The sequence below is a fragment of the Chromobacterium subtsugae genome (genome assembly GCF_035919665.1).
Lineage (GTDB): Bacteria > Pseudomonadota > Gammaproteobacteria > Burkholderiales > Chromobacteriaceae > Chromobacterium > Chromobacterium subtsugae.
In genome coordinates this window covers 4,651,390-4,669,948 of record NZ_CP142381.1, presented here as the reverse complement: position 1 = coordinate 4,669,948, position 18,559 = coordinate 4,651,390, and the positions used below count along the sequence as shown (strand labels likewise).

General features: G+C 65.5%; 14 protein-coding genes. 10 read left to right on the top strand and 4 right to left on the bottom strand.

The window, feature by feature from the left end; all coding sequences use genetic code 11:
• Positions 1-4: 4 nt before the first annotated feature.
• Positions 5-1,261 (bottom strand): MdfA family multidrug efflux MFS transporter, encoded by a 1,257-nt coding sequence (locus U6115_RS22320; RefSeq protein ID WP_043571814.1) that lies wholly within the window; start codon positions 1,259-1,261, stop codon positions 5-7.
• Positions 1,262-1,652: 391 nt separating this feature from the next.
• On the opposite strand from U6115_RS22320, the gene U6115_RS22315 reads away from it, so the two are divergent.
• A complete protein-coding gene (locus U6115_RS22315) occupies positions 1,653-2,393 on the top strand; it encodes a CDP-diacylglycerol diphosphatase (protein ID WP_230623317.1) in 741 nt (246 codons plus the stop codon).
• Between the two features lie 74 nt (positions 2,394-2,467).
• Complete coding sequence (locus U6115_RS22310) at positions 2,468-2,860, top strand: VOC family protein (protein WP_043571818.1); 393 nt, start codon at positions 2,468-2,470, stop codon at positions 2,858-2,860.
• Positions 2,861-2,923: 63 nt separating this feature from the next.
• Here U6115_RS22310 and U6115_RS22305 read toward each other — a convergent pair whose 3' ends face one another.
• The gene (locus tag U6115_RS22305; protein ID WP_043571820.1) at positions 2,924-3,700 is read right to left on the bottom strand and encodes a tRNA threonylcarbamoyladenosine dehydratase; all 777 of its coding nucleotides are present in this window, start codon (positions 3,698-3,700) and stop codon (positions 2,924-2,926) included.
• A 294-nt stretch (positions 3,701-3,994) separates the two neighbouring features.
• Here U6115_RS22305 and U6115_RS22300 point away from each other — a divergent pair, with 294 nt between their 5' ends.
• A complete protein-coding gene (locus U6115_RS22300) occupies positions 3,995-4,219 on the top strand; it encodes a hypothetical protein (RefSeq protein ID WP_043571822.1) in 225 nt (74 codons plus the stop codon).
• Between the two features lie 119 nt (positions 4,220-4,338).
• Here U6115_RS22300 and U6115_RS22295 read toward each other — a convergent pair whose 3' ends face one another.
• Complete coding sequence (locus U6115_RS22295) at positions 4,339-4,674, bottom strand: darcynin family protein (RefSeq protein ID WP_043571824.1); 336 nt, start codon at positions 4,672-4,674, stop codon at positions 4,339-4,341.
• Positions 4,675-4,757: 83 nt separating this feature from the next.
• Here U6115_RS22295 and U6115_RS22290 point away from each other — a divergent pair, with 83 nt between their 5' ends.
• From U6115_RS22290 to U6115_RS22265, 6 genes are all read left to right on the top strand, one after another.
• On the top strand, positions 4,758-5,354 hold the full coding sequence (locus U6115_RS22290; RefSeq protein WP_047258125.1) for a TetR/AcrR family transcriptional regulator: 597 nt from the start codon (positions 4,758-4,760) through the stop codon (positions 5,352-5,354).
• 18 nt (positions 5,355-5,372) lie between these two features.
• Positions 5,373-6,404, top strand: coding sequence for a low-specificity L-threonine aldolase (gene ltaE / locus U6115_RS22285; protein WP_230623318.1), 1,032 nt, complete (start codon positions 5,373-5,375; stop codon positions 6,402-6,404).
• A gap of 50 nt (positions 6,405-6,454) precedes the next feature.
• The gene (locus U6115_RS22280; protein ID WP_080770133.1) at positions 6,455-7,177 is read left to right on the top strand and encodes a substrate-binding periplasmic protein; all 723 of its coding nucleotides are present in this window, start codon (positions 6,455-6,457) and stop codon (positions 7,175-7,177) included.
• 40 nt (positions 7,178-7,217) lie between these two features.
• Positions 7,218-7,988, top strand: coding sequence for an alpha/beta hydrolase (locus U6115_RS22275; RefSeq protein ID WP_043571828.1), 771 nt, complete (start codon positions 7,218-7,220; stop codon positions 7,986-7,988).
• Positions 7,989-8,036: 48 nt separating this feature from the next.
• Positions 8,037-12,059: an NACHT domain-containing protein gene (locus U6115_RS22270; protein ID WP_059184234.1), complete on the top strand. Its 4,023-nt coding sequence runs from the start codon at positions 8,037-8,039 to the stop codon at positions 12,057-12,059.
• 143 nt (positions 12,060-12,202) lie between these two features.
• The gene (locus tag U6115_RS22265) at positions 12,203-14,233 is read left to right on the top strand and encodes a prolyl oligopeptidase family serine peptidase (RefSeq protein WP_043571833.1); all 2,031 of its coding nucleotides are present in this window, start codon (positions 12,203-12,205) and stop codon (positions 14,231-14,233) included.
• A gap of 56 nt (positions 14,234-14,289) precedes the next feature.
• Here U6115_RS22265 and U6115_RS22260 read toward each other — a convergent pair whose 3' ends face one another.
• Positions 14,290-16,311 (bottom strand): S46 family peptidase, encoded by a 2,022-nt coding sequence (locus U6115_RS22260; RefSeq protein WP_181243188.1) that lies wholly within the window; start codon positions 16,309-16,311, stop codon positions 14,290-14,292.
• Between the two features lie 194 nt (positions 16,312-16,505).
• Between U6115_RS22260 and U6115_RS22255 the strand changes: the two genes are divergently transcribed.
• The gene (locus tag U6115_RS22255) at positions 16,506-18,527 is read left to right on the top strand and encodes a M13 family metallopeptidase (RefSeq protein ID WP_043571985.1); all 2,022 of its coding nucleotides are present in this window, start codon (positions 16,506-16,508) and stop codon (positions 18,525-18,527) included.
• Positions 18,528-18,559: the final 32 nt, after the last annotated feature.

The following is an 18,559-nucleotide window of genomic DNA, read 5'->3' as shown; positions in this document are numbered from 1 at the left end:
GGTATCAGGCGGCGCTGGCCTGCGGCTGCGGCGCGCGCAGCAGCAGCCACAGCGGCGGCGCGGCCAGCAGCGCGGCGGCGGTGACGCCGACGGCGAAGCTTTGCGGGCTGTCGCCGGCGTTCAGCCAGGCCAGCAAGGCCGCGCCGGCGCCCAGCGTGGCGGTGGACAGAATGCCCAGCACCGCGGCGACGCTGCCCTTGGCGCTGTCGCTGGCGTACAGGGTGAGCCGGTACAGCGTGGCGTTGCCCAGGCCCAGGCCGAAGGCATAGACGGCGAGGCCGGCGGCCAGGGTCGGCAGCGTCGGATGCAGCGGGGTGAGGATGCCGGTCAGCAGCAGGCCGCAGGCCATCGGCGCCAGGGAGAGGCGCAGCAGCCGCGCCAGGCTCTGGCGGCCGGCCAGCCGGTTCAGCGCCAGGTTGCCGGCGATCACGCCGCCGAACACCGGCAGCTGCCACAGGCCGTATTCCAGGTTGCTGTAGCCCAGCTGGCGGATCAGCAGCAGCGGCGACAGGCCGATCCAGGCGATCAGCGGCAGCGTGATCAGGCCCAGCGCCAGGCTGCCGCACAGCACGGTGCGGTGGCGCAGCAGGCCGAGGTAGTTGGCCAGCGCGGCCTTCAGCCGCAATGGCGTCGGCGGCAGCGCGGGGCCGTCGCGGCGCGGCGCGCCCACCGTCTCCGGCATCAGCCGCCACAGGCCCAGCGCCACCAGCAAGGCGGCGGCGGCCAGCGCGGCGAACAGCTGGCGCCAGGACAACAGCTTCAGCAGCAAGCCGCCCAACAGCGGTCCGGCCAGCGGCGACAGCAGCGCGATATTGGCCAATAGCGCCATCAACCGCACCGCGTCCTCCTCGGCGAAGGTTTCCTGCAGCGCTGGGTAGCTGACGACGATGACGAAGCCGAGCGCGGTGCCCTGGGCGAAGCGCAGCAGGTTGAAGCTTTCGATCTGCTGCGCCCCGGCGGCGGCGGCGCAGGCGGCGGCGAAGCCCAGGACGCCGGCCAGCAGCAGCGGCCGGCGGCCGAAGCGGTCGGACAGCGGGCCGATCAGCCATTGCAGGGCGATGCCGCCCAGCAGGAAGGCGTTGAGCGCGGTGGGCACGTGGCGGCTGTCGGCGTCCAGATCGCGGGTCACTTGCAGCATGGCCGGCATCACCATGTCGCTGGCGAGGTAGGTCAGCAGTTCGAAGGCGGTGAGCAGCAGGCAGAAGCACAGCGCCTGGCGGCGGGAAATGGCGAGCAGGGGGCGAAACTTTTCGGCGGGCATGGCGAACGGCTTTCTTGCTGCGGCGGCAAAAGGCGGTGGGCGGGCATGAGGGGAGCGGCGCTGCGGCCGGGGTTGTCATGCGATCGGCGCACAGGATAGGTCAATAATGCAGATGCAAACCCTGTACTTAAGTATGGTTTCATCATGTTTATTGCTTTGAATTTATTTTTATTGGAATTAAGCGTCGCTAATTTGTATTTTTTTGGAGGCAATGATTTTCCGTTGTCGCCTTGCTGATCAGGCGGAGCAGGCCGCGCGGCGGCGGTTCGGGCCGTGACGCGACGACAAGCTTGCTGCGACGCCGGCCGGGCTCATGCTATTTTGCGGAAGCCGCGCCAGCCTGGCCGGCGGGCTTAACCATGGAATGCGATCCGCGATGAAGAAAAGATTCATGTTGCGCGCCGCTTTGTGCGGCCTGTTGCTGGCCGGCGCGGCCTGTTACGCGATGGCCGACGGCGACGCTTTGTGGCGCATCGTCGGCGAGCAGTGCCTGCCCAATCAGCAAAGCCAAGGCAAACCCGACCCCTGCGTTGAAGTGGGGCAGGGGACGGCGGTGCTGAAGGACCGCTACGGCGCGCTGCAATATCTGCTGATTCCCACCAGCCGGGTCAGCGGCATCGAAAGCCCGCAACTGCAGCAGGACGGCGCGCCGGCCTACTGGCGCGAGGCGTGGCGCGCGCGGCGCTACATGGCGCTGAAGCGCGGCGGCCCGGTGCCGCGCAACGCGGTGGCGCTGGCGATCAACTCGCAGTACGGCCGCAGCCAGAACCAGCTGCACATCCACATTTCCTGCATCGACCCCACCGTGCGCCAGCAGGTGGACGATCTGGACGACAGCCTGCCGCGGCGCTGGCGCCCGCTGCCGGTGGAGCTGAAAGGCCACGCCTACTGGGCGCGGCGCGTGGACGCCGACCGGGACGGCAATCCGCAAGGCGATCCGTTCCGCCTGCTGGCCGACGAGTTGCCCGGCGCAGCCGAGCAGATGGGGCGCTACGGTCTGGCGCTGCTGCCGGCCAGCTTCGCCGACGGCGACGGCTTCGTGCTGCTGGCAGGCCGCGCCGACCTGCTCAGCGCGAACCGCGGCTCGGCGGAGGAGTTGCAGGACCACGACTGCAAGGTGCTGGACCACTAGGCGCGGTACGGTATCATCGCGCTGCGATCGCGCGCGGCCATGTCGGCGGCGCGGCCAAGCGGGGAGAAACGCAAATGCAGCAGTGTCTGGGGCTGGTGTCGCTGGTGGTGAGGGATTACGACGAGGCCATCGATTTTTACGTGAACACGCTGGGTTTCGAGCTGACCGAGGACAGCTACCAGCCGGAGCAGGACAAGCGCTGGGTGGTGGTGACGCCGCCGGGCTCGCAGGCCGGCCTGTTGCTGGCGCGGGCCAGCAACGAGGGGCAGGCCGCCTTCATTGGCAACCAGGCCGGCGGCCGGGTGTGGCTGTTCCTGAATACCGACGACTTCTGGCGCGACTATCGGCGCTACCAGGCGGCCGGGGTGGAGTTCGTCCGCCCGCCGCAGGAGCAGGATTATGGCACGGTGGCGGTGTTCCGCGATTTGTACGGCAATTTATGGGATCTGCTGCAGCGCAAGGGCTGAGGCAGGCCAAGCGCGCCTGGCTTATTCGGCGCAGGCGCTCCTTAGCGGCCGCCTAGGCATCGCTTATTTCTTGGCCTTGGCCAGATCGGTCAGCACCCGCGACGCGGCGAACAGGCCGAAGCTGGCCGTCACCACCATGCCGGCGCCGAAGCCGGAGCAGGACAGGCCCTGCGGACCGCGCGCGTCGTCGGCATCGCAGGCCTGGGCCTGCGGGTAGACCAGCTGCTCGGTGGAGTAGACGCAGGGCACGCCCATCTTCTTGCCGTCGCGGGCGAAGCCGTGGTGGCGGCGCAGGTTGTAGCGCAGCTTGGACAAGAGCGGGTCCTGTGTCACTTCGGACAAGTCGGCCAGCTTGATCTTGCTAGGATCCATCTGGCCGCCGGCGCCGCCGGAGACGATGAAGCGCTGGCGGTGGCGCGCGCACCAGGCGGCCATCGCCGTCTTCACCTTCAGGCTGTCGATGCAGTCGACGAGGTAGTCGTAGCCCTGGCCCAGCATCGCGTCCATATTCTCTTCGGTGACGAAATCCTCGATTTCAATCACCTCGCAGGCCGGGTTGATGGCCCGCGCCCGTTCGGCCAGTGCCGTGACCTTGGCCATGCCGTACAAGGGGTCCAGCGCCGGCAACTGGCGGTTGGTGTTGGATTCGGCGACGTTGTCCAGGTCGATCAGCGTCAGTTTGCCGATCGCGCTGCGTGCCAGCGCCTCCACCGCCCAGGAGCCGACTCCGCCGACGCCCACCACGCAGACATGGGCGTTCTGGAAGCGCGCGAGCGCGTCGTCGCCGTACAGGCGGGCGATGCCGCCGAAGCGGCGGGCGAGGTCGGCTGAGTGGTCCATCGGGATAACCTGTTGCGCAAAAACGGCCAAGGATAACCAAGGCGGCGGCCGGGTGCCAGTCCCGCGGCCGGCCGCCGCGGCATCGTTTGCGGATTGGATGGTCCTAGTGTGGCGTTTTCGGCCGGCATGAAAATTTTTTTACAATCCAACTGCTTGATTGCGTGGAACCTTTTCGCTGTTGGCCGTATCTTGATCCATACGCGTCCGGTTGCCGGTGGGCGCGCGTCAGGGACCGGCAAGAAGCGCCGACGGCGCCTCCTCTGCCGGCCAACTCTCAGCATTGGGGAGATTCCGATGAAGCAGCAAAGATTCGATATCGATCTGGACAAACACTACAACGCCACCGTGGTGATCGCCTGCGAAGAATGCGGCCGCGAAACCCGCCAGCATCTGCGAACCATCGTCCCGGACCACCCGCTGCAGTGCAGCTGCGGCGCCGACATCTCCATGGCCGCGCCCGACATCCAGAAGGCCGAACGCCAGGCCGACGCCATCAGGCAATCGTATCGGATACATTGATTCCGGCTTCCTACAATTGATTCCGCAGCACCCGCCGGCCATGGCGCCGGCCATCTCGGGCCTGGGCCCGAATCCGTGAAGCACCGATAGACGCGGCGGCCATTTGGCCGCCGTTTCGCTTAGTTCGCCAGTTGGGCGTCGTATTCGCGGAAACCGTCTTCCACCGCCGGAATGATGTCGAGAAACTCGAAGTAGGGCTCGGTGGCGATCTTGCTGTCGCGCAGCGCGTCGATCAGGTAGTAGAACTCGCGGATCGACTCGGTTTCGAACAGCGCGATGTCGCTGCAGCGGCCGGTGAAGGCTTCGGCGTCGAACCAGCGCATGCGCACCGCCGGGTAGCGCTCGTAGATCGGCCGCAGCGTTTCGGCCTCGAAGCGGCGGCGCTCCGGGCGGCTCAGCCGCAGCCAGTTGGGGTGGACGCGCAGCAGCGCGAAGAAGGCGTAGGTTTGTTGCATGGCCAGAACTCCTGTGGTGTTTGGATAGCCGCTCCACTTTAAGCCGGTTTGCATGGGGCAAAAACTCGTGTTTCACTAGGCCTATGCCCGCCATTCCCCAAGCCCGAAAACAGCCGCGCCAGGCGCGTTCGCGCCATGCCGTCGCCGCCATTCTTGAGGCGGCGGCTCGCATTCTGGCGCGCGACGGCTACGCTGGCCTGACCACCAACAAGACGGCCGAGCTGGCCGGCGTCGGCATCGGCTCGCTGTACCAATACTTCCCCAATAAAGACGCGCTGGTGGCCGCGCTGCACCGCCGCCACGGCGAGGAAACGCTGGCCGCGGTGCAGGATGCGCTGCGGCGCGGCGCTGGCTGGCCGCCCCGGCGGCAGTTGGCGGAGTTGGTGGCGGCGGTGCTGGCGCTGCATCTGCGCGAACTGGGCCTGCACCGGGTGCTGGAGCGCGAATGGCCGGCCTTCGACGAGCCGCCGGCCGTCAACCCGCAGGACGCCGCGCTGCGCGACTGCGTGGCCGCCTGGCTGGCTGGCATCGGCGCCGACGCCGGCCGGGCGGAGGTGCTGCTGAGGATGGCCGACGGCCTGATCCACGGCCTGCTGCTGGACGCCGAGCCGCCGTCGGACGCGGCGCGACTGATTACCGACGCGCTGGCGGCCTGTCTGGGCCTGCCGGCGGAAACTTGATACCACCTGGGAGTGCGAATGATGAAGTGGATAGACCTGCGCAGCGATACCGTCACCCAGCCGACGCCGGCGATGCGCCAGGCGATGCTGGACGCCGAACTGGGCGACGACGTCTACGGCGACGATCCCACAGTGATCCGGCTGGAAGCGCTGGCGGCGGACAAGCTGGGCAAGGAAGCGGCCCTGCTGGTGCCTAGCGGCACCTTCGGCAACCAGCTGGCGCTGTTCACCCACTGCCGGCGCGGCGAGGAGGTGATCGTCGAGGACAACAGCCACATCGTCTGGCACGAAGCCGGCGGCGCGGCGGTGATCGCCGGCGCGCAGCTGCGCACCATCGAGGGCCGCGACGGCGTGATGGCGACGGCGGACATCGAGCGTCGCATCCGCGTCGGCGATGACATCCACGAGCCGCGCACCGGCCTGATCTGTCTGGAAAACGCCCACGGCAACGGCAAGGTGCTGCCTTTGGCGGCGATGGCCGACACCGCGGCGCTGGCGCGCGCGCACGGCGTGCCCATCCACCTGGACGGCGCGCGGGTGTTCAACGCCGCCGCCTACCTGGGTTGCGACGTGCGCGAGATCACCCGTCATGTCGATAGCGTGATGGCCTGCCTGTCCAAGGGCCTGGCCGCGCCGATCGGCTCAGTCCTGGCCGGCAGCGCCGACTTCATCGCCGCGGCGCGGCGCAAGCGCAAGCTGTTGGGCGGCGGCATGCGCCAGGCCGGCGTGATCGCCGCGCCGGGCATCCTGGCGCTGACCGAGATGGCGGCGCGGCTGCCGGAAGATCACGCCAACGCCCGCTACCTGGCCGAGCGTCTGGCCGGCCTGCCGTGCATCGACATCCGCCCCGACGACATCCACATCAACCTGGTGTGGTTCCGCTTCAACGCCGACATCGACAGCGCCGAGCTGATGGCGGCGCTGGAGGAGGCCGGTTTCCTGGCCAATCCGCCGCACCAGGGCATGATGCGCCTGGTCACCCACTGGCAGGTGGGGCGCGACGATCTCGACCGCCTGGTGGAAGCGATGCGGCGGGTGCTTTGCGACTGAGCCGCCAGAGGCGGCTATAAACAAAGCATGATCCGACGGGAGCTGGCCGCATGTGGCGACGCCTGTTGTCCGGCGCGCTGCTGGCGGCCGGTTTGTGCAATGCCTGGTCCCAGCCCGCGCGCGCTGCCGGGCTGGACGCGGTGAGAATCTACACCGACGACGATCCGCCCTACGTGATGGTGGGGGCGGACGGCAAGGTGGCCGGCGGCACCACGGTGGAAAAGGTGACGCGGGTGATGCGCAAGCTGGGCCTGCCGTTCAGCGCGCTGGAGGCGGTGCCGTGGGCGCGCGCCTACCAGGAGGCGAAGACCCGGCCGTACGCGATGGTGTTTCCCATCGCCAAAACCCGCGAACGGCTGAAGTACCTGGATTTCACCTTCAAGATCATCGACGCAGAAGTCTATTTCTACTGGCTGAAAACCCGTTCCGACATCCAGCTGGCCTCTCTGGAAGACGCCAAGAAGCATTCGGTGTGCGTGGTGCGCAACGACTACCGGCAGGAATACCTGGAAAGCGAAGGCTTTCTGCGGCTGGACGTCGCCGGCGACACCACCGACAACGTCAAGAAGCTGCTCAGCGGGCGCTGCGACCTGATCGTCTCCACCGAAACCGGCATGGTGAGCAAATTGAAGGCGCTGAACGCCGACCGGGCGCTGCTGACGCGCGGCATGCGGCTGGACAAGCTGGACAGCGCGCTGTACGCGGCGTTCAACAAGGGCACGCCGCCCGACGTCATCGCCCGTTTCCGCGCCGCCGCCGCCGAAGTGGAGTAAGCGGCCGCGCCGGGCCATTCACCTGAGGAGGAGGGCAGCCATGATCCGACGTCTGCTGTGCCTGGCCTGCATGTGCCTGGCAACCTTGAACGCGCGCGCCGAGCAACTGGCCAGCGTGCAGAGCCGCCCCGGCGTCATCGTGCGCTTCCTGCTGCTGGAGCCGGCCGGACCGGCGCGCGCCAACCTGATCCTGTTCAGCGGCGGCGAAGGCCTGCTCAAGCTGTCGGATGCCGGCGAACTGGGCGCCGGCAAAGGCAATTTTCTGGTGCGCACCCGCCAGGGGTGGGCCGACATGGGTTTTCGGGTGGCGGTGGTGGACGCGCCGTCCGACATGCCGCGCGGCCTGCTGGGCGATTTCCGCGCCAGCGCCGAGCATGCCCGCGATGTCGCCGCCGTCGCCGATTACCTGCGGCGCGGCGCGGCGCTGCCACTGTGGCTGGTGGGCACCAGCCGCGGCACCACCTCGGCGGTGGCGACGGCTTTGCAACTGCCGGAACGAGTCCACGGCCTGGTGTTGACCTCCAGCCTGGACAGCGGCCGCGGCAGCCTGTCTGATTTCGCGCTGGAGCGCTTGCGGCTGCCGGTGCTGATGATCCAGCACCGCCGCGACGACTGCCGCGCCAGCCGCGCCTACAACCTGGGGACCATCATAGACCGGCTGCGTTCCGAGCAGCCGCGCCAGCTGATGCTGATGGACGGCGGCAAGAACGAGGGCGACCCGTGCCAGCCCTGGGCCTGGCATGGCTACAACGGCATTGAGGGCCGGGTGCTGAAGCTGGCCGGCGCCTGGATGCTGTCGCACGCGAATTGAATGGCCTATCGATATAATATCGATTGGCCCACTTGCAGTGCGTTCCCGATGACCTACTTTTTATCCCGTATAGTCGCTATTGAGCAGAACGGAGAACATCAAACTTTCTCATCCGAAGAATTGAGATCTTGCCATGCTTATATTCTTCTGGGCGATGCCGGCATGGGTAAAACGACACTGTTCGAGCAGGAGAAGAAGGCGTTAGGTGAGGCGGCGCTCTACTGCACCATTCAAGACTTTTTGGATTTTTACGCAGGTCATTCGGCTGATGACTTCGTAGGCAAAACCCTGTTCATCGATGGTTTGGACGAGGCAAGGAGCCGCGGCGATCAATCGATTACCAGTGCCTTGCGCAAGTTATTGGCCAAGTTGGGCCGCCCGCGCTTTCGCTTGTCTTGCCGAGCTGCGGAATGGTTTGGCGAGACTGACAACCGGGATTTCTCCGCGCTATTGCCCTCTGGAGAAACGTTGCCGATAGCCTATCTGCAGCCGTTCAGCCGCGACGATGTTGTCCGTTACCTGCAAGCGAAAAACATAGATTCGGAAACCTTTATCGAGCGGGCCGAGCAAGCCGGCGTGGCCGAATTATTGGATAACCCGCAAACCCTGAACATGTTGCTGGCGGCGGTGGATGGCGACCAGGGTTGGCCGCAAAGCAAGAAAGGTGTGTTTGAACTGGCCTGCCGAAAGCTGGCGGAAGAGCACAATGAGCGGCATAGGCCAAAGCAGGTGCACTCGATCGACGACTTGCTGGTGGCGGCGGGTTATTGGTCGGCGGCCATGCTGTTGTCCAGCCGGAGCTGCGCCAGCCTGAATCTACCGGATGGTGCGGACCGAGTGTCCTTGCAGGCTAGCCAGGGTTTTGAGCGGCGGGAATTGCCCTTGGGGGCAGTGCTTCGGACTCGCTTGTTCCAAGGCGATGGCCAAGGCGACCACCACTATCCCCATCGCAGCGTGGCGGAGTTTCTGGCCGCGCGCTACATCGCTCAGCGTCTGGCCGAGGGCCTGCCCTTGCCGCGGGTCTGGTCCTTGTTGTGCGGAGTGGATGGCGGCGTGGTCAGCAATCTGCGGGGCCTGTACGGCTGGCTGGCCAGTCTGGCGGGGCCGGCGCATCTGCATGAGCTGATAGAGAAAGACCCGCTTGCCCTGCTGGTGTACGGCGACGCGCGTCATCTGGGCCGCGAAGCTAAGACTCGGCTGATTACCGCGCTGCGGCAGCACATCAAGCGGCATCCCCGTTTCCGGAGTGACGCTGGCCGTTGGTTAGACCAAGAGTTCGGCGCGCTGGCCACGCCGGATATGGAGGACGTCTTTCGACAACATTTGACGTCTTTTGACTCTGCCGATGAGGGCCAGCTATTGGCAGGCTGCTTGCTGAGCGCCATTGAGTACGGCAGCCCTATGCCAGCCTTGCAAGCCTTGTTGGCCAGCATTGTGCGCAATGACGACCACTGGGAGGGCGTGCGCCGTTTCGCCTTGCAGGCCCTGCTGGCGCATGAGGCGAATACGGCGGTTTGCCTGGATGTATTGGCGGCGCTGCATCGCGGAGACATCAGCGATCCGGATAGGGAGATGTTGGGTAGCCTGCTGACCGCCTACTACCCGGACAAAGTGAAGCCGGATGCGGTGCTGAAGTATTTTCAGCCTCAAGCGGATAGCCGGCTGATCGGGGACTATCGCTATTTTTGGCCAGGGAGACTGGCGGAGCGCACGCCTTTGGAGGCTTTGCCGGCCTTGCTTACGCAAGCCTTGTTGATTGATCCAGATCAGCTGGGCGATGCGTATGGCCGGCACGAGTTCGATGAAATGGTCGGCAAGTTATTTGCTAGGGTCTTGGAGGCCTTGGGCGAGAGCTTGCCTGTAGAACGGTTGAGCCAATGGCTGGATGATAGAGCGACGGTGATGCTCGGCCAGCCCGCTCGTAATGCCGCACGCGTGTGGGCGCAAGGCTACCCTGAGAAATATCAACAGCTATTGCTGTACTTGCTTAGAAGCGGGGAGACATCCCAGCCCTTGTCTAGTTTCTGGCGCGCCTTGAATTGCATGGGCCAGCCCGAGTGGTTGTGGCCGTGGGTGATGGATAGCTTGAAGCAGGACACTTGCGCCGACATCCGCCTCCCACTGCTCGACTTGGCCAAGCAGGGACTCTACGCCCCTTTGGTTCCATACGACCTGAATGATCTGTATGCCTTGAGCCAGCTGTATCCCGAATTGGCCGAGCGTCTGGACGATTTATATTGCGACCTGATCGAGAACGAATGGCAGATAAGACATTCTCGTAGGACATCGGAGTGGCAAGCGCAGGAGCGCGGCCGTTGGGAGAAAAACCACCAAGCGATTCTGGCGGAGCGAGAGCAACTGGCGAATGGGATGGTGAGACTCGATTATCTCGACTGGTTAGCCCGTCATTATTGGCGCGCTTTCCCCTATGGGCAGCCGGCCAAGCGGACCGAAACGCCTCTGAGTATTTTGACCACGGAGTTGAATGGCGATGAGGACTTGGCCCGGCTAGCCCTGCATGCCTTGCTGCAGACGCTGGAGCGCGCCGATTTGCCTAGCGGGGATGAATGGATCCAGTTGCGGCTACAGGGACAGTTGCATCGGTGCGCACTGGCTTGCATGGCGGCGGCGCGGGAGCGCTATCTGGATTCTGCCGAGCGGTTTATGGCACTGCCGGAGCCTACGCTTGAACTGCTGGTTTTGCAGAAATTGTCAGGCGAGTACGTATCAGAAACGCCATGGCATGAGGCCTTGTTGCAGGCGCGGCCGGACATCGTGAGCCGGGCCTATCTGCGCTATCTGCTCGCGATGTTGCCGACGGGGCAGCCCATGAATGGCTCCAGGGCTTTGCTCCTGGGCGACAAATACGCTTCCGTCGCCCGATTGACTGTGCCGGTCTTATTTCCATCCTTGCTGAACTCATTGCCGCAAGCGGGATGGGATGCCGTTCGCGATTTATGGCAGGCCGGTGTCAAGCATGCCGACACCTCCAGCCAGCGGCAATGGCTGGAGCGGCAATGGGAGAGCGCCCAGGGCGGGCGACGCCGCCAGGCGGACTTGCTGGCCATGGCCTTGTCGCTCGATCCGGCGGCATACGAGTCTAGGGTGAGCGGCTTTACGCGCTCCCCCGCTCGCTGTCGGTTGTTGGCGCTTGCCTTGCTAGGGTTGGAGGTTGGGAGGAACTTTGAACACTGGCCCGAGAGCCTGCTGCTGACGCAAACCGAGAATTTGGCGGCCCTTTACCCTCCGACGGATTTTATTGGGGGAAGCACGCATCGGTCTCCCTTAAATGGACCGGGACATATTATTGGAACCATGCTCCAGACATTGGCGAGTAGAACCAGCGATTCCATGGCTAGCGAGCTTGCCCGTCTGGCGGCCAAGCCGGAATTGGCGCGCTGGCGCCGGCAGCTGACGGTTGCGTTATCCGACCATCAGGCCAACCGTCGTCACGCCTTGTTCCAAATACCGACTCCCGGCCGCGTGGCGGCGACCTTGCAGGGTGGCGCGCCGAATGGCATCGCCGACTTGCAAGCCTTGGTGATGCATGAGCTGATCAATATGGCCAAGGATATTCGCGATGGCAGCGGGGAGCGGTACAAGCAGTTTTGGAGTGAGGATAGTTATGGCCGGGTAACGGAGCCCAAGATCGAGAACAGCGGCCGCGATGTATTGTTGGCCATGCTTAGGGAGCGGTTTGCGCGGCTGGATCTAAGCATTGTGGAGGAGCATCCATATGCAGACGCAAAGCGGGCGGACATCAGTTTCGAGTGCGCCAAGCTAGGCTCGCGTCTGCGCCTGCCGGTCGAGATCAAGCGCAGTATGCATGACGAGTTATGGACTGCGGTTTCGGAGCAACTGGTGCCACGCTATACCCGCGATCCGGGCAGCATGGGATATGGCGTGTATCTGGTGCTGTGGTTTGGTCAGGATAAAGTGAAACAGCCGCCCAAGCCTTTGGCTAAGCCCAGTACGGCCGACGAATTGCAGCGCATGTTGGAGGAGGGGCTGAGCGAGGTGAAGCGGCCGCTGATCCGGATTTGCGTGATCGACGTGGCCAAGCCAGCCTGAGCTGTTTCTGGCAGCGCAGCCGAGGAAGAGGAGGAGCACGCAAAATCGCCCTATCGGCAAGAACGGCTTGGCCATCGCCGTCATCTGCTCCACAATCCACCCCCATTGCCGCTGCGCGGCCCATTTACGTCGTTTTGCCTGACATGACCGATACCCACGACCCCCATCTCTGGCTGGAAAGCCTGGACTCCAAAGCCGCCGCCGACTGGGTGGCCGCGCAGAACGCCCGCACCGAGGCCGCGCTGGACGCCGATCCGCGCTTCGCCGGCTTGCGCGCCGACATCCTCGGCCATCTGCGCGACACCCGGCAGATCCCGTACTTCGCCGAGCACGCCGGTTGGCTGTACAACTTCCACCAGGACGAGGCCCATCCGCGCGGCATTTACCGCCGCACCACCCTGGACGCCTACCGCGCCGGCAGCCAGGACTGGCAGACGGTGCTGGACATCGACGCGCTGGCCGACGCCGACGAGCGCGACTGGTATCTGGACGGCGTGTCGCACTGCACGGTCAAGCCGGAGCGGGCGCTGGTGCACCTGACCGACGGCGGCGGCGACGCCAGCGTGGCGCGCGAATACGATATCGAGGCGCGGCGCTGGGTGGAGCATGGCTTCAGCTTTCCGGAAGGCAAGAACCACATCGCCTGGCGCGACCCGGACAGCGCCTTCGCCTGCCCCGGCTGGAAGGGCGCGCCGCTGACCCGCGCCGGCTACCCGCGCGAGGTGTGGCTGGTGACGCGCGGCGAAGACGGCCAGCATGGCTGGACTCAGCTGTTCGCCGCGCCGGAAGACGCGATGATGGTGGCGGCCTGGCGCTTTCTCGACAGCGACGGCAGCGCGCTCGACCTGATCGAAGCCTCCGACGGCTTCTACCGCAAGACCTACCATCTGCTGGACGGCGCGCTGGAGACCCACGCGCTGCCGTTGCCGGCCAAGGCGGAGATCGAGGCCTACATAGCCGGCGATTTCATCGTCAAGCTGGCGGAAGACTGGGACTGGCGCGGCCAACGCTATCTCAACGGCAGCCTGCTGGCGGTCAGTCTGGCCGGTCTGCTGGGCGAGGGGGCGGCGCCGCAGTTGCTGCAGGCTCCCGAGCCGCGGCTGGCGGTGGCGGCGGTGGAAACCACCCGCAGCCGGCTGCTGGTCAATCTGCTGGACAATGTGAAGAGCCGCATGCTGTGCTTCGCCAAGCAAGACGGCGCGTGGACGCCGCAGCCGCTGGCGCTGCCGGAGGACGGCGTGATCGAGATCGCCGACCAGCCCTGGCAGAGCGACATCCTCTACTACACCTACAGCGACTTCCTGACGCCTAGCGGCCTGTACCGGCTGGACGCGGCCAGCGGCGAGGGCGAATGCCTGCGCCGCCAGCCGGAGGCCTTCGATCCGGCGCCTTATGTTGCCGAGCAGTGGCAGGCCACCGCGCCGGATGGCGAACAGATTCCGTATTTCGTGGTGCGCCGCCGCGACGCGCCGTTCGACGGCACGACGCCGACGCTGTTGTACGGCTACGGCGGCTTCGAGGTGCCGATGCTGCCGTACTACATCGAAAACTTCGGCCCGCACTGGCTGGCCAAGGGCGGCGCCTTCGTGTTGGCCTGTATCCGCGGCGGCGGCGAGTTCGGCCCGCACTGGCACCAGGCGGCGCAGGGGGCCAAGCGCCAGGTCAGCTTCGATGATTTCCTGGCGGTGGCGGAAGACCTGATCGCCCGCAAGCTGACCGCGCCGGCCCGGCTGGGGATAGAGGGCGGCAGCAACGGCGGCCTGTTGGTGGGCGCGGCGCTGGCGCAGCGGCCGGAGTTGTTCGGCGCGGTGGTGTGCGAAGTGCCGCTGTTGGACATGCTGCGCTATACCGAGCTGTTGGCCGGCGCCAGCTGGATAGACGAATACGGCGACCCCGACGACGCGGCCGAGCGCGCGGCGCTGGCCGCCTACTCGCCGTACCACCATCTGCGCGCCGACGCCCGCTACCCGCTGGCCTTGTTCACCACCAGCGGCAGCGACGACCGCGTCCACCCCGGCCACGCCCGCAAGATGGCGGCGCGGCTGCAGGAGCTGGGCCACGACGCGCTGTTCTATGAAACCGACGGCGGCGGCCATGCCGGCAACGCCGGCCAGGAGGAAACCGCCAGCGAATTGGCGCGGGTGCTGGTGTATCTGTACCAGCGGCTGATGTGAAAACGGCCCGCCCATTTCTGGGTGGGCCGTTTTTCGTCGAGCCGCTGACTCGGCGCTTAACCCGGAGACAGTTCTTTTAAAAGATTCTGGGCATGGTAAGCCTTGTCCAGCAGATGCAGGATGGCGCGGCTGTCCACGGCGATGGCGCGGGCCTTGGCGTCGCTGTAGACATGGCCGCCGGCCAGACCTTCCAGATTGCTGTCGAAGATCAGGCCGACCAGCTCGCCCTTGGCGTTCACCACCGGCGAGCCGCTGTTGCCGCCGATGATGTCGGCGGTGTTGACGAAGTTGAACGGCAGGTCGGGGTTGATGGCGCGGCGTTGTTTCGCCAAAGCGTCGGCCAGTTGGAAGGGCGGGCGCTGGTCGAAGGCGCTGGCGCGGGCGTAGACGCCGCCTATCACCGTTTTCCACGGCGTGGCGACGCCGTCGGCGTCATAGCCGGCGACTTTGCCGTAGCTCAGCCGCAGCGTGCCGGTGGCGTCCGGCGGCAGGCTGTCGCCGTATAGCTTGAAGCGGGCCTGGCCCAACTGGGCGGCGGCTTGGCGCAGCGGCGTGTGGACATGGGCCTCGTCGCCGCGTTCCAGCTGGCGGCGCAGCGGATAGAGCTGGCGCGCCGCGGCGATGAGCGGGTCGGCGCTGGCGGCGATGGCGGCCGCGCCGCCGTCCAGCAGTTTTTGCCTTTCGCCCGCCAGATTGAGCTTGCTGCCGCCGATCAGGCGGCGCGCCGCCGCCGCCGGCTCCTCCTGGCCCAGCAGAATGCGCACGGCGGGGTGCGCAGCGCCCAGCTTGGCGCGCATCTGCTCCAACTGGCCGGTCAGCCGGGCGATTTCCAGTTCGGGATAGATGGGCGTATCGGCGCGGATCCAGCGCTCTTGATCCGGCAGGTCGCTGTCGCTATAGCCGTTCAGCCGTTCGCCTTCTGGCAGCTGCCGCTCGGCCGCCAGCTCCACCAGCGCGCCGGCGCGGGACAGCAGCGTGCGGTGGCCATAGCCGACGAAATAGCTTTCCAGGAAATGGCCGCGCTGGTAGTCGACGGCTTGCTCGACCGATTGCCAAGGATCGCCCGCCAGACCCGCCTGGCGATAGGCGGCTTGCAGCCCGGTTTCTTCCTGGCGCTTGGCGGCTTCCAGCTCGGGCTGGCGCAGCGCTTTATATTCGCCGCTCATCGACTTGAGCCAGTTCTCGGCGCCGAACAGGGCGTCATTGGCCTGGCGCGCCGCTTCGGGCGAGCGTGCCGCATAGCGATGCAACAGCGCCTGCTGCATTCGGGCATCCGCCAACTGCAGCGGCAAGGTCACGTCGCGGCGCAATTGCAGCTGGGCCAGCGTTTCCAGCCGGCTGGTGCGGCCGGGATGGCCGGCGACGAACACCGCCTCGCCCTCTGCCACGCCCTGGCGGGATAGCTTGAGGTAATGCGGCGGCCGATAGGGTTTGCCGTTTTGGTAAACGCGCAGCAGCGCCATGTCCAGCGCGTGGCGCGGATAGACGAAATTGTCGGCGTCGCCGCCGAAGAAGGCGGCCTGGTATTCGGGCGCGAAGACCAGCCGCACGTCCTTCCATTCGCGATAGCGGTACAGCTGGTAAACCGCGCCGTTATACAGGCTGACGACCTCGCATTTGAGCCCGCTGGCCTTGTCGCAGGCCTGTTCGGCTGCGGCGATGGCGGTTTTGCGGCGGCTGGCCTGTTGCTCCGGCGGCAGGCTGGCGGGAGAGGCGGCCTGGATGCCGGCGGTGACGTCCTGCCACGACTCCAGCACGCGGGCGGTGCCGTTGGGGCATTTCAGCTCCTGCCGCCGCTCGCGCGCCAGATATCCCTTGGCCACCAGATCGCGCTGGGCGCTGGAGAGCTGGTTCAGGCAGCCGAGCGCGACATGGTGGTTGGTCAGCAGCAAGCCGTCCGGGGAGACAAAAGAAGCGGACGCGCCGAAATCGACTGCCGCCTGGCGCAGATTGTCCAGCCAGGCCGGCGTCAGCTCGACGCCGTAGCGCTGCTTGACCTGCGCGATGGGAGGATGGTCGAAAGTCCACATGCCTTCGTCCGCGCGGGCATGGCCGGCGGCGGCCAGAAGCAGGGGCAAGAGGATTGCTGTTCGCATGATTTCGCAATGAATGATGGGCTGATTGTCATCATATCTGAATTAAATGCTAATTGAATATGGCGGGATTGTCGCGTCCCCAGGGGGCGGGTACTATCGCTTCACCGCATTGTCATGTCCGGCGCCCCTGGGCGGGGTGGCGGCATGGCCAGAAGAAATAGAGGAAACCCATGCAAATGAAGCGACTGTTGCCGTTGAGCCTGCTGCTGTGCCTGCAGGCCGCCTGGGCGGGCCCCGCCGAAGAACTGAATTACGGCGCGTATGGCATAGATCTGAAGGGCATCGATCATTCGGTGCGCATCCAGGACAATATTTCGCTGTACGCCAACGGCGCCTGGATGCGGCGGGCGCAGATCCCGGCCGAACGCTCGTCCACCGGCATCGCGGAATATCTGTATGACTTGAACCAGCAGCGCGTGCGCGAAATCATCGAGCATGCCGCCGGCGACGCCTCTTCCCCGGAAGCGGGCAAGATCGCCGCCTTGTACCAGAGCTTCATGGATGAAGCCGCCATCGCCAAGCTGGGCCTGGCGCCGCTGCGCGCGCAGCTGGATGAGATCGCCGGTCTGTCCTCCGCCGGCCAGGCGGTCGCCTATATGGCCAAGCTGCAAGGACAGCCGGTGGATACGCCGTTCCGTTTCTATGTGCAGCAGGACCCCAAGAACTCCTCTGCCTACCTGGCGGGCATCAGCCAGTCGGGCCTGGGCATGGACCGCGATTACTATCTGGGCAAATCGGCGGATTTCGCCGCCGCGCGCAAGGCGTATCAGCGCTATCTGGCCAAGCTGCTGACGCTGGCCGGCGAAAAGCGGGCCGATAGCCGCGCCAAGGCGGTATTCGCGCTGGAAGACAAGCTGGCGCGGATGCAATGGAGCAATGTCGAAAACCGCGACATCCAGAAGACCTACAACAAGGTGGCCGTCGCCGATCTGGGCAAGCGCCTGCCCGGCTATGACTGGCCGGGAATCTTCGCTGCCGCCCAATTGTCCGCCGCCAAGAATGTCAATCTGGATCAACCCAGCTACCTCGCCAAATTGTCCGGCGCGTTGTCGCATGCGCCGGTGGCGGTGCTGAAGGATTACCTGACCCTGCGCACGCTGGACGCGTATGCCGCCTATCTGGACAAGCCGTGGGTGGCCGCGCACTTCGACTTCTACGGCAAAGTGCTGGATGGCCGCAGCGCCGACCGCCCGCGCTGGAAAAAGGCGGTGTCGCTGGTGAATGAGGGCATGGGAGAAGCGGTGGGCAAGCTGTATGTGGCCAAGTACTTCACGCCGGAGGCGAAGCGCCAGGCGGATGAGCTGGTGCGCAATTTGCTCAAGGCCTACGACCAAAGCATCGATACCTTGTCCTGGATGGAGCCGGCCACCAAGCGCGAGGCCCACGCCAAACTGGCCAAGTACACGCCCAAGATCGGCTACCCGGACAAGTGGCGCGATTACGGCGCGCTGGAGATCAAGGCGGACGATCTGGCCGGCAACGTGGCGCGCATCAGCCAGTTCAATTACCAGCGCGACGCGAAGCGGCTGAACGAGCCGGTAGACCGCGCCGAATGGGGCATGACGCCGCAAACGGTGAACGCCTACTACAACCCGGCCAACAACGAGATCGTGTTCCCGGCCGCCATCCTGCAATCGCCGTATTTCGATCCCAAATTCGATCTGGCGGTCAACTACGGCAGCATCGGCGCCACCATCGGCCACGAAATCAGCCACGGTTTCGACGATCAGGGCCATCAGTTCGACGGCGACGGCAATATGCGCAACTGGTGGACGCCGGCGGACGAGAAGCACTTCAAGGAAGTGACGGCCAAACTGGTCAAGCAGTACAGCGCTTTCGAGCCGGTGAAGGGGCATCATGTCAATGGCGAGTTGACGCTGGGAGAAAACATCGCCGACAACGCCGGCCTGGAAATCGCCTACAAGGCCTACAAGATCGCGCTGGGCGGCAAGGAAGCGCCGGTGATCGACGGCATGAGCGGCGATCAGCGCTTTTTCCTGGCCTTCGCCCAGTCGTGGCGCAGCAAGAGCCGCGACGCGGCGACGGTGAAGCAGATCGTGTCCGATCCGCACACGCCCGACCTGTACCGCCCGATCGGCACGGTCAGCAATCTGGACCCGTTCTATCAGGCTTTCGGCGTCAAGCCGGGCGACAAGATGTATTTGCCGCCGGCGCAGCGCTTCCACCTGTGGTGGTGAGCGGCGGCAAAAAAAACGGCAGCGCGAGCTGC

What these genes read in the sequence shown, in the direction of transcription:
- U6115_RS22320 (WP_043571814.1), bottom strand. Translation starts at nt 1,261, where the DNA reads ATGCCCGCCGAAAAGTTTCGCCCCCTGCTCGCCATTTCCCGCCGCCAG.
- U6115_RS22315 (WP_230623317.1), top strand. Translation starts at nt 1,653, where the DNA reads ATGTTGCGCGCCGCTTTGTGCGGCCTGTTGCTGGCCGGCGCGGCCTGT.
- U6115_RS22310 (WP_043571818.1), top strand. Translation starts at nt 2,468, where the DNA reads ATGCAGCAGTGTCTGGGGCTGGTGTCGCTGGTGGTGAGGGATTACGAC.
- U6115_RS22305 (WP_043571820.1), bottom strand. Translation starts at nt 3,700, where the DNA reads ATGGACCACTCAGCCGACCTCGCCCGCCGCTTCGGCGGCATCGCCCGC.
- U6115_RS22300 (WP_043571822.1), top strand. Translation starts at nt 3,995, where the DNA reads ATGAAGCAGCAAAGATTCGATATCGATCTGGACAAACACTACAACGCC.
- U6115_RS22295 (WP_043571824.1), bottom strand. Translation starts at nt 4,674, where the DNA reads ATGCAACAAACCTACGCCTTCTTCGCGCTGCTGCGCGTCCACCCCAAC.
- U6115_RS22290 (WP_047258125.1), top strand. Translation starts at nt 4,758, where the DNA reads ATGCCCGCCATTCCCCAAGCCCGAAAACAGCCGCGCCAGGCGCGTTCG.
- ltaE (WP_230623318.1), top strand. Translation starts at nt 5,373, where the DNA reads ATGATGAAGTGGATAGACCTGCGCAGCGATACCGTCACCCAGCCGACG.
- U6115_RS22280 (WP_080770133.1), top strand. Translation starts at nt 6,455, where the DNA reads ATGTGGCGACGCCTGTTGTCCGGCGCGCTGCTGGCGGCCGGTTTGTGC.
- U6115_RS22275 (WP_043571828.1), top strand. Translation starts at nt 7,218, where the DNA reads ATGATCCGACGTCTGCTGTGCCTGGCCTGCATGTGCCTGGCAACCTTG.
- U6115_RS22270 (WP_059184234.1), top strand. Translation starts at nt 8,037, where the DNA reads ATGACCTACTTTTTATCCCGTATAGTCGCTATTGAGCAGAACGGAGAA.
- U6115_RS22265 (WP_043571833.1), top strand. Translation starts at nt 12,203, where the DNA reads ATGACCGATACCCACGACCCCCATCTCTGGCTGGAAAGCCTGGACTCC.
- U6115_RS22255 (WP_043571985.1), top strand. Translation starts at nt 16,506, where the DNA reads ATGAAGCGACTGTTGCCGTTGAGCCTGCTGCTGTGCCTGCAGGCCGCC.